We start from the raw sequence: 10694 nt of genomic DNA, 5'->3' as shown, positions 1-10694 counted from the left end.
TCCATGAACAAAGCAGCCATAAAGAATTTTGCGATCTGGGCGCGGAATAAGCTGATTGCAGATGTCAGCTATGATGCCCGCCTGATCGGTATTACGGAGGACGGCATTGCAAAGCCGTTGCCGCAGAGCTTCGGCGGCACTCAGTTCTTCGATATCGGCACTGCAGAACCGTATTCGATTTCCGGCGAGGCCGTGCGCCAGCGTGACAAGCTGATAGAGGTCATCCAGCAGAAGGAAAAGGATACCGACTACAAAACCGCATATCAGTATGTGATCGAGGAGGTTGCCTATACATGGTTTAACCGCCTGATCGCCATCCGTTTCATGGAGGTCAATGACTATCTGCCTTCCCATATTCGAGTGCTTTCTTCCGAGAGCGGAAAGTTGGAGCCAGATCTGGTCACGACACCGTTTGACGCAGAGCTTCCCTTCACTGCGGAGGAAGAAGCTCAGATTTTCCAGCTGAAGCAGGACAATAAGCTGGACGAAGTGTTCCGCATCCTGTTCCTGAAACAGTGCAACGCCCTGAACGAGATTTTGCCAGCGCTGTTTGAAAAGACAAAGAACTACACCGAGCTGCTGCTCAGCTTGTCCGTTATTGACCAGGATGGTGTAGTCTATCACCTGATTCACGATATCCCGGAGGATGACTTCAACATCGAGCGCGGCGGTCAGGTGGAGATCATCGGCTGGCTGTACCAGTATTACAACACTGAGCCGAAGGCCGCTGCCTTTGCCAAAAGCGGCAAGATCACCAAAGAGGAAATCCCTGCCGTGACCCAGCTGTTTACCCCGGACTGGATCGTTCGTTACATGGTGGAAAACAGCCTTGGCCGTCTGTGGGTGGAAGGACACCCGGAATGCGACCTGAAAGAAAACTGGAAATACTATCTGGAAGAAGCACAGCAGGAGCCGGAGGTGCAGGTAAAACTGGCAGAAATTCGCAAAGAGTACGCTGCCCTGAACCCAGAAGATATCAAGCTCATTGACCCCTGCATGGGTTCCGGTCATATCCTGGTATATGCTTTTGATGTGCTGATGCAGATTTACGAGAGTGCCGGCTACAGCCAGCGTGATGCTGCAAAGAGCATTCTGGAACATAACATCTACGGTCTGGATATTGATGATCGTGCCTATCAGTTGGCGTACTTTGCCGTGATGATGAAAGCACGGCAGTACAACCGCCGTATCTTAAACGGTGAGAACACCTGCCATGTCTATGCCATTCAGGAGAGCAACAGCATCAACCGTGCACACCTGAAATATTTCGGCGCAGGAATGGACGATATCGAGAAGAACGCGGCCAAAATGCAGCTGGAAGGTTTGCTGGACACCCTGACCGATGCCAAGGAATACGGCTCTATCCTGAATGTGGAGAGCTATAACTGGGATTTGCTGCGTCGGTTTGTGGCAGCGGAAGATACCGACGGTCAGATCAGCATGGACAGCGTGGGCGTGGAAGATACCGCCGAGCAGCTGAACCGACTCATTGATATCGGTGAGACGATGGCACGGAAGTATTGGGTTACCTGCACGAATCCGCCCTATGCTGGAACCAGCAAATTGGATAAAAGAGTAAATGCTTTTCTGAAAGACAATTATGTGGACAGCAAAGCTGACCTATACGCTGTTTTTATTGAACATTGCAAGGAAATGATCGTAGCCAATGGATTTCAAGCAATGATAACACAACATTCTTGGATGTTCCTAGCAACATTTGAGAAATTGCGCAAGAAGATGCTTCAGATGGATATAGTTAATATGGCGCATTTGGGAGCTCGTGCGTTTGAAGAAATTGGTGGTGAAGTTGTTCAGACTGTGGCATTTGTACAGAGAGAAAGTTATGTGCCAGAGTATAATGGTAGTTATTGTCGGTTAATCAGTGCAACTACACCAAAAGGAAAAGAAGAATTATTTATAAAAAAAGATACGCTGTATACTGCTAACCAAGCAGATTTCAAAAATATCGCTGGAAGCCCTATTGCATACTGGACAAGTTCTCACGTGTTCAAATTGTTTTCAGAGGATTGCTTGAGAAGCCATATTGATGCGCGAAATGGTATGTCTACTACAGATAATAATAGGTTTCTACGATTTTGGCCGGAATGCAGCTTTGAAAAGATTGGATTCTCGTCTAAATCGGCTGAGCAGGCAAAAGTAAGTCAAAAGAAATGGTTTCCTTATAATAAAGGTGGAGAGTTTAGAAGATGGTATGGTAACAATTCGTATGTTGTTAATTGGTTTAACGACGGCGAGGAAATGAAGAAATGCGTAACGGAAAATTATGGAAGCTACAGCAAGGAACTGAGAAGTGAAGATAAATATTTTGCAGAGGGAATTTCTTGGTCTGCATTAAGCTCTGGTAACATATCAATGCGTTATTCGGAACCGGGATACATTTTTGATAGTAAGGGCTCTAAAGCATTTATGCGTGATGAAACGAATGTTTTTTTGATTCTATCATATTTGAATTCTTGCGTAGCACAACATTTTTTGGGAATTTTATCCCCAACCTTAGACTACAATAACGGGAACATTGAAAAACTTCCATATATTTCCACTAAAAACGATGATGTTATTATTGACTTGGGAATTGATGCAGAAGAGCAAAGCAAAGCCGATTGGGATTCTTTTGAAGTCTCTTGGGACTTTAAGAAGCACCCATTACTCCGCAACGTTTCCACGATTTACGAAGCCTTTACCCTGTGGCAGTCAGAATGTGAAGACCGCTTTAACCAGCTAAAAACCAACGAGGAAGAGCTGAACCGCATTTTTATTGACATTTACGGCTTACAGGACGAGCTGACCCCGGAAGTGGAAGATAAAGATGTGACGGTGCGTAAGGCCGACTTGCAGCGGGATATCAAGAGTCTGCTCAGCTACGCCGTGGGCTGCATGTTTGGCCGCTACTCGCTGGATGTAGAAGGATTGGCCTATGCAGGCGGCGAGTGGGATAGCAGCAAATACCAGAGCTATATTCCGGACGAAGATAATGTTATCCCTATCACCGATGAAGAATATCTGGACGATGATATCGTATCGCGCCTGTGTGCATGGCTGAAAGCGGTGTATGGTGCAGATACGCTGGAAGAAAACCTCGATTATATCGCAAAAGCCCTTGGCAATAAGGGCAGCACCAGCCGGGAGATTATCCGTAACTACTTCCTGAACGATTTCTTCAAGGATCACTGCCAGACCTATTCTGTTACCGGTTCCGGCAAGCGTCCGATCTACTGGCTGTTTGACAGTGGCAAGCAGAACGGCTTTAAGGCACTGGTTTACCTGCACCGCTATACGCCGGATACCATCGGCAACCTGCGTATCGACTACCTGCACAAAATGCAGCGCGTGTACGAATCTGAGATTAACCGGATGCAGGATATGATGGATCACAGCGGGAATGCCCGCGAGGTGGCAGCAGCCTCCAAGCGCAAGGATAAACTTGCCAAGCAGCTGAAGGAATGCCGGGAATACGATGAGAAGATCAGCCATCTGGCACTTTCCCGTATCGAGCTTGACCTTGATGACGGCGTAAAGGTCAACTACCGTAAGCTCCAGACCGCCCAGGACGGCAAGTTCTATGAGGTGCTGGCAGACAGTAAGAATATCATGGTGAAAGAAAAGAAATAAGAAAAATGACCGGAGGGAGTGGGAAAATGCAAAATCACTGGACAAAGGATGATGTCGCGGCGGCATGGCAGCGTTTTGAACGTACATATGCCCATGATCCGGTGGCATACCGCTTCCTCTGCGGTCATTGTATTCAAGATGAAACCGATGAAGATGCGTTGGATTACAATATCATTGGTGTCTGGCTTGTCTGTCATAGAAAATATCGTGACTGGTCAACCGAGAAATCCTATGATCTGGCATGGATACTGGAATTTATGCAGGCGTATCACATGACGATTCCACGGTACATCAAAAGAACAAAGTTCTACCGGAAAAAGATGAAGCTATTGCTGAGTTCTCTTGTAAGAGATAAAGACCAATCACAGGAAAAAAGGACAATGATATGGCAGAATTGAACCTGAAACAAATTATAGACCGCCTGAATGCGGAATTTACCGGGGAGACCCGGAAACTGGTTTTCTGGTACGATGACAAGGCGGAATTTGCCGAGGATATGGAGACGGTGGAGCTTCAGAATGCGAAGATCTACCATCTCCAGCCGGATAACCAGTTCTATACAAAGTATTTTCTTGAGCGTGTGGATAAGACCACGAATTATCTGATCTATGCACCGTTTCCTAAACCGGATGTAAGGGACAACCATCTGGAAGACACAATGCTGTATTCCAGACGGTTCTTTGCTGACCGAGCCTCCTTGCTGTCGGTTGACCTGGGTATTGAGGAAAAGTACAAGCCGGTTATTGAGAAGCACATCAAGTTTTTCGCCAACAAAGAGCGCACTCAGCGGTTCTATGATTTGGAAATCGAAAACTTCAATGAAGAAAATATCCTTGTCGGTCTGCTAAGTGCAGTCTGCAAGGCGCGTACCTGCTCTTTTGAGGAAGTCGTGCGCATCGTGTTGACAGATGGCGAGCTGGTGGACAATGCTTTCTTGCAGGAGTTTGAAAAATACGACCTGCTGTCTGCATTCTGGCAGCTCTGTGAGCAGCATTTCGGATACACCGATACAAAACCGAGTTTGGAACGGCTGCTGGTAACATTGTTCGTTACTTATACTGGGCGATATGTGCAGGCAGAGCTTCCGGCAGCATGGAAGAGCTTTGTCTCCTACAAGTCCGGCAATATCATCGCATTTCTCGATAGCCTGATGAACAGCGTCCTGTACCGGGACAAATACGACGCTCTGTCGACGCACGTTGCCAAAGGGCTGAATGTTCTTTCGGCATTTGCAGGAATGCGAGTGGACGATTTGGTGGAGTGCGACACTTTCCTTGCCGTGGATCAGGTGCTGGTAAAGTGGCTCATTGGCAGACTTGTTTCGGAAGATATCGGTGCAATCGTAAACGGATTTACCATTCCGGAACTCTGTGAAAAACGGGCTAAAATGCACTTTGGCAGAAAGACCGGGAAAACCTATCAGATGCTTTCCAGTGCATACAGCATGGTGAAGGAAGCGGATTACCATGCCGCAGATGGCTTAAAGCCAATCATCGACCGATATCTTGCTGCGGATTACAATATGGATCAGCAGTATCGGAAATTCTACTATTATTACGACCAGCTGGAGAGCACGGAAAGCTTTGAGTCGCTTCGGGAGCTGGTGGAAAATATCTACACGAACGAATATCTGGCTTGTCTGCTCCCAGCATGGAATGCTGGAATCCAGCAGGATGCCGCATTTTCGGCAATTCCGTTGCAGCGGGAGTTTTACAATGCCAACCTGCGCTATACCAAGGAACGCACCGTGGTCATCATTTCGGATGCCATGCGTTACGAGGTCGGACAGGAATTGTTTGCCCGAATGCAGGATGACCCGAAATGCACGGCAAAACTTTCCGTACAACTAAGTGTCCTGCCGTCTTATACAAGGCTCGGTATGGCAGCACTTTTACCGCATAAAACACTGGAGATGACGGATGACTTCCAGGTGCTGGTAGATGGTATCCTTTGCGATAATCTGGCAGGTCGGCAGCAGGTGCTGCAAAGCTATAACCCGGATAGTGTCTGTGTACAGTTCGATGATATCAAAAATCTGAAAGTGGCAGAGCTGCGAGATGTGCTGACAAAACGTCAGATCATCTATGTATACCATAATCAGATCGACGCGCGTGGAGACAAGGCAAATACCGAGGATGAGGTGTTTCATGCGTGTGAGGAAGCCGTTCAGGAAATTGTGGATTTGATTCATCGAATCTCCGTCAGCGGCAACACCTATCATTTTATCGTCACTGCCGATCATGGCTTTATTTACAAGCGTGATAAGCTGACAGAAAGTGACAAGATTTCCGGGAAAAGTGCGGACAAAGCATTTGTCAATCGCAGATTTATTGTGTCCAAGGCGACACTGGAAGATGATGGCATCGACCATATGAGCATGGGACGCATTCTGGGGAACGAGGACAGCAAGGTGGTGTCCTATCCTGTCAGCAGCAATGTCTTTAAGGTGGCCGGAGGCGGTGCTAACTATGTGCATGGCGGTTCCTCACCGCAGGAAATGCTGGTGCCGGTGCTGGAGTTTAAGATGGAGCGCGGTCACATGGAAACAAAGAATGCAGAGATTGCTCTGGTCAGCATTGTCCATAAGATTACGAACCTGATCACGTCCATGGACTTTATTCAGTCGGATGCCGTTAGCGATACTGTAAAAGCTGCAAAATACCGCATTTTCTTCCTCTCGGAAGACAATGAGAAAATCTCGAACGAAAACAGTTATGTGGCGGACAGTCGTGAGGAAAATGCGCAGAAGCGTATCTTCCGGATGCGGTTCACATTCAAGAATAAGAAATATGACAAGGACAAGCAGTATTACCTTGTGGTTTACGACGAAGAAAGCGGTCTGGAGCAGTGGAGGCAGCCTGTCATCATGGACATTGCCTTTGCAGATGACTTTGGATTCGGATTCTGATATAGAGGAGGCAGGAATTCCGTATGGAAATGATGGATATGGCGGCAGATGATACCCGTGAAGAACTGCGCCGGAAGCTGCGCAGCAACTTTGACGGTCGGATCGTCCGCAAAGACCTGACAAAGAAAATAAAAGAAGGAGCGAATGTTCCGGTCTATGTGCTGGAGTTCCTGCTGGGTCAGTATTGTAGTTCAGACGATGAGACAATCATTGAGCAGGGCGTTCAGAATGTAAAACGAATTCTGGCAGATAATTTTGTCCGCCCGGATGAGGCTCAGAAAATTCTCTCACAACTGCGCAAGAACGGTCACCATACCATTATTGATATGGTGACCGTGCATCTGGACATCAAAAAGGATTGCTTTTTTGCAGAGTTCTCTAACCTTGGTCTCACCAATGTGCCGATTACGGATGATTATCCGGAAAAATATGACCGGCTGCTTTGCGGCGGTATCTGGTGCATCGTGCAGCTGGAATATGAGTCTGAGGGAGACAGCAACTTTGGAATCACGGATATAGATGGACAGCCGATTTCCTCTAAACAGAAAAAGCAGAAGGACATCTCTCCCATCAGCATCCATAAGCTGACTCCGATTCAGATGCCCCATGTCGACATTGAAGAAGTTCGAGAGGGACGCAAGGCATTCACACAGGAAGAGTGGATGGATGTTATGCTGCGTTCCTGCGGATATGAGCCAGAACAGTTGAACAATCGGGAAAAGTGGCTGCTGCTTGCGCGTATGCTGCCGTTGGTGGAGAACAACTTCAATCTCTGTGAATTGGGGCCGCGCAGCACAGGCAAGTCCCATATCTATAAAGAAATCAGCCCGAACAGTATCCTGGTATCCGGTGGTCAGACGACCGTTGCAAATTTGTTTTACAATATGGGGCGCAAAACCGTAGGTTTGGTAGGCTTATGGGACTGCGTTGCCTTTGATGAGGTTGCCGGAATCAAGTTTAAGGACAAAGACGGCATTCAAATTATGAAAGACTATATGGCTTCCGGCTCCTTTGCCCGCGGCAAAGAGGAAAAGGCAGCATCGGCTTCTATGGTCTTTGTAGGAAACATCAATCAGAGCGTGGATGTGTTGCTTAAGACTTCCTCTCTGTTTGACCCGTTCCCGCCGGAGATGGGAACGGACACCGCCTTTCTTGACCGTCTGCATTGCTACATTCCAGGCTGGGAGATTCCGAAGTTCCGTCCGGAGCATTTTACCAATGATTACGGCTTTATCACGGATTACTTGGCAGAGTTTATCCGAGAACTGCGGAAAGAACAGTATGGTGATGCGTTGGATAAGTATTTCCGCCTTGGAAAGAACCTGAACCAGCGCGATACGATTGCTGTCCGCAAGATCGTAGGCGGCTATGTGAAATTGCTATATCCGGATGGGGAGTTCACGAAGGAACAGATTGAAGAAATTCTTGTATTTGCGCTGGAAATGCGCCGTCGCGTCAAGGAGCAGCTGAAAAAACTGGGTGGAATGGAATTCTATGATGTGAACTTCAGCTATATTGATCTTGATACCTTTGAAGAAAAATTTGTTTCCGTGCCAGAGCAGGGCGGCGGCAAACTCATTCCTGATGGTATCTGCAATCCTGGACAGGTATATACCGTAAGTCAGGGTAAGTCCGGTATGATCGGTGTATTCCGCCTCGAAAGCCAGATGCTGCCCGGCAACGGAAAATTTGAACGTACTGGCCTTGGCAGCGATCGTGACTGCAAGGAATCCACGAATACGGCGTTCAATTTCCTGAAAGCTAACGGAAATCGCATCAGTGGCAGCATCAGTACTACGATGCGGGATTACATCATCAACTATCAGGATTTACAAGGCATTGGCATGACTGGAAAGCTGGCATTGCCTACATTGATTGCACTATGCAGCATCGCTCTTGGACGGCCTACAGTCAGTACACTTGCCGTGCTGGGAGAAATCAGCATCAGCGGCACGATTCTGAAAGTGGACGAGCTTGCCAATAGTTTGCAGGTGTGCCTCGATAGCGGAGCAAAGAAAGTGCTGCTTCCGATTACCAGTGCAGCAGACCTTGGCACTGTGCCGCCGGAGCTGGTGGGGAGTTTTAATCTGATTTTCTACAGCAGTGCGGAAGATGCGGTGTTTAAGGCGTTGGGGGTAGAGTAACAGGTCTCTGAATGAAAGAATGTTTTGAAATCAGGAATGAGGTAGAAAGGAAAGTTCCATGACAAAAGATGAAGTAAAAAAACTCAGGATGGACAGTCCGGAATCACTACAGTTTTTAAATAATGCTACAAAATTTTATAATTTAATGATGATGTATCGTTGTGCTATTCGGGAGATACAAACTAAACTTGAGGTTTTGGATGATGAATTTTCAGCTGAGAACAATCGAAATCCTATTTCTTTTATAAAAACAAGAATTAAGAAGCCCAATAGTATTTATAATAAACTGCAGAAAATGGGACATGATTTTACAACAGAGAATATACAAACATATCTAAATGATGTAGCGGGTGTTCGAATAGTTTGTGCGTTTATTGATGATATTTATATGATATCTGATTTGATCACACAACAAGATGATATCAAAGTTATTGAAGTAAAGGATTATATAAAAAATCCCAAACCAAATGGCTATCGAAGCTATCACATGATTGTTGAGATTCCTGTATTTTTTGCTAAGGGTAAAACACCTATGCGTGTAGAACTTCAAATACGAACTAATGGGATGGATTTTTGGGCAACGTTGGAACATCAGCTTCGTTATAAAAAAGGCATTGAAGAAATGCCTGGATATGAAGAGATAAGTGAAGAATTACTTCATTCTGCAAGAGCTATCATTGATGCAGATAATGAAATGCAGAGAATAAAAGACAAAATTGGTATGTTCCACGAAATTTAAGCAGAAATTTGATCGAGTAGAAAGGTTGGAATATATATGAAACAAGATACTTTAGAAGGAAAAGCGAAAACAAAAAACGGAGTAAAACGATTGTGTTTTTCCATAGTCTGCATTCTTCTAGAAGTAGTTTTTATTATTACTATTGTAACACGCTTAAATGAATATGCAGAAATCATAAATCTATTTACAAGGATTTTAAGTGGAATTTTAGTTTTGGGATTGTATGCATCAGATAAGACATCCTCTATGAAAATGCCTTGGGTCATCTTAATTCTAATTTTCCCAATTATGGGTGTAGGCCTGTATTTGTTGATTGGTTTGAATGGCGGCACACATAAAATGCGTGAGCGATATGCAGAAATTGATAGCAAATTGTTACCAATGCTTTCCGATAATCAGGAGTGCTTAAACAGAATAAACGAAACGATTCCGAAGGCAGGAAATATTGCAAGTTATATACAAAGAAATTCGCAGTATCCAATCTATCAGAATACGGATATTGTGTATTTTGATGAAGCAGTGAAAGGATTAGAGGCACAGCTTAAGGATTTGGAGAAAGCACAAAAGTTTATCTTTATGGAATATCATGCGATAGAAGACGCTGAAGCATGGCATAAGATTCAAGATGTTCTGGAAGAGCGAGTAAAAGCAGGTGTGGAAGTTAGAGTATTCTACGATGATATGGGTTCTATAGGCTTTATTAACACAGATTTTGTGAAAAAAATGGAGGCAATAGGAATTCATTGCCGTGTATTCAATCCGTTTATGCCAGGTTTAAATCTGTTTTTGAACAATCGTGATCATAGAAAAATAACAGTTATTGATGGAAAAGTCGGATTTACAGGTGGATATAATCTAGCAAACGAATATTTTAATTACACACACCCGTATGGACAGTGGAAAGATACAGGTATTCGTTTAGAAGGAGATGCTGTTCAGTCGCTTACAGTGACATTTTTAGAAATGTGGAATGCTGTTAGTGAAAAAGCTACGAATGATACTGATTTTAGTAAATACATTATTCATTACGATTATAAAGCACAGCAAACAGGTTTTGTTCAGCCTTATGCAGACAGTCCTATGGATAATGAGCAGGTCGGAGAAGAAGTTTATATCAGTATGATAAATAAAGCTGAAAAATATTGTTGGTTTATGACTCCATATCTAATCATAACAGATGAAATGACGCATGCGTTATGTCTGGCTGCTAAGCGAGGGGTAGACGTAAGAATTATCACACCTGGTATCCCTGATAAAAAATTCATTTATAATG

General features: G+C 45.1%; 6 protein-coding genes. All 6 read left to right on the top strand.

Annotation, left to right across the window (positions count from 1 at the left end):
• Positions 1-3: 3 nt before the first annotated feature.
• Positions 4-3630, top strand: a complete 3627-nt coding sequence (pglX, locus tag ROSEINA2194_RS00600) for a BREX-1 system adenine-specific DNA-methyltransferase PglX (protein ID WP_007882137.1) — start codon at positions 4-6, stop codon at positions 3628-3630.
• Between the two features lie 26 nt (positions 3631-3656).
• A complete protein-coding gene (locus ROSEINA2194_RS00595; RefSeq protein WP_227192419.1) occupies positions 3657-4028 on the top strand; it encodes a chalcone synthase in 372 nt (123 codons plus the stop codon).
• Positions 4016-6538, top strand: coding sequence for a BREX-1 system phosphatase PglZ type A (pglZ, locus tag ROSEINA2194_RS00590; protein WP_005929841.1), 2523 nt, complete (start codon positions 4016-4018; stop codon positions 6536-6538). Before ROSEINA2194_RS00595 ends, pglZ begins: the two co-directional genes overlap by 13 nt.
• A gap of 23 nt (positions 6539-6561) precedes the next feature.
• Positions 6562-8682 carry a protease Lon-related BREX system protein BrxL gene (gene brxL / locus ROSEINA2194_RS00585; RefSeq protein ID WP_005929838.1) on the top strand — a complete coding sequence of 707 codons (2121 nt, stop codon included), beginning with the start codon at positions 6562-6564 and terminating at the stop codon, positions 8680-8682.
• Between the two features lie 58 nt (positions 8683-8740).
• Positions 8741-9421, top strand: coding sequence for a GTP pyrophosphokinase (locus tag ROSEINA2194_RS00580; protein WP_005929834.1), 681 nt, complete (start codon positions 8741-8743; stop codon positions 9419-9421).
• Between the two features lie 36 nt (positions 9422-9457).
• A partial coding sequence (locus tag ROSEINA2194_RS00575; RefSeq protein WP_007882135.1) for a phospholipase D-like domain-containing protein occupies positions 9458-10694 on the top strand: 1237 nt, incomplete at its 3' end.

The sequence above is a fragment of the Roseburia inulinivorans DSM 16841 genome (assembly GCF_000174195.1).
In the GTDB taxonomy this organism is placed as follows: Bacteria; Bacillota; Clostridia; order Lachnospirales; family Lachnospiraceae; genus Roseburia; species Roseburia inulinivorans.
This window is presented reverse-complemented; position numbering and strand designations above follow the sequence as displayed.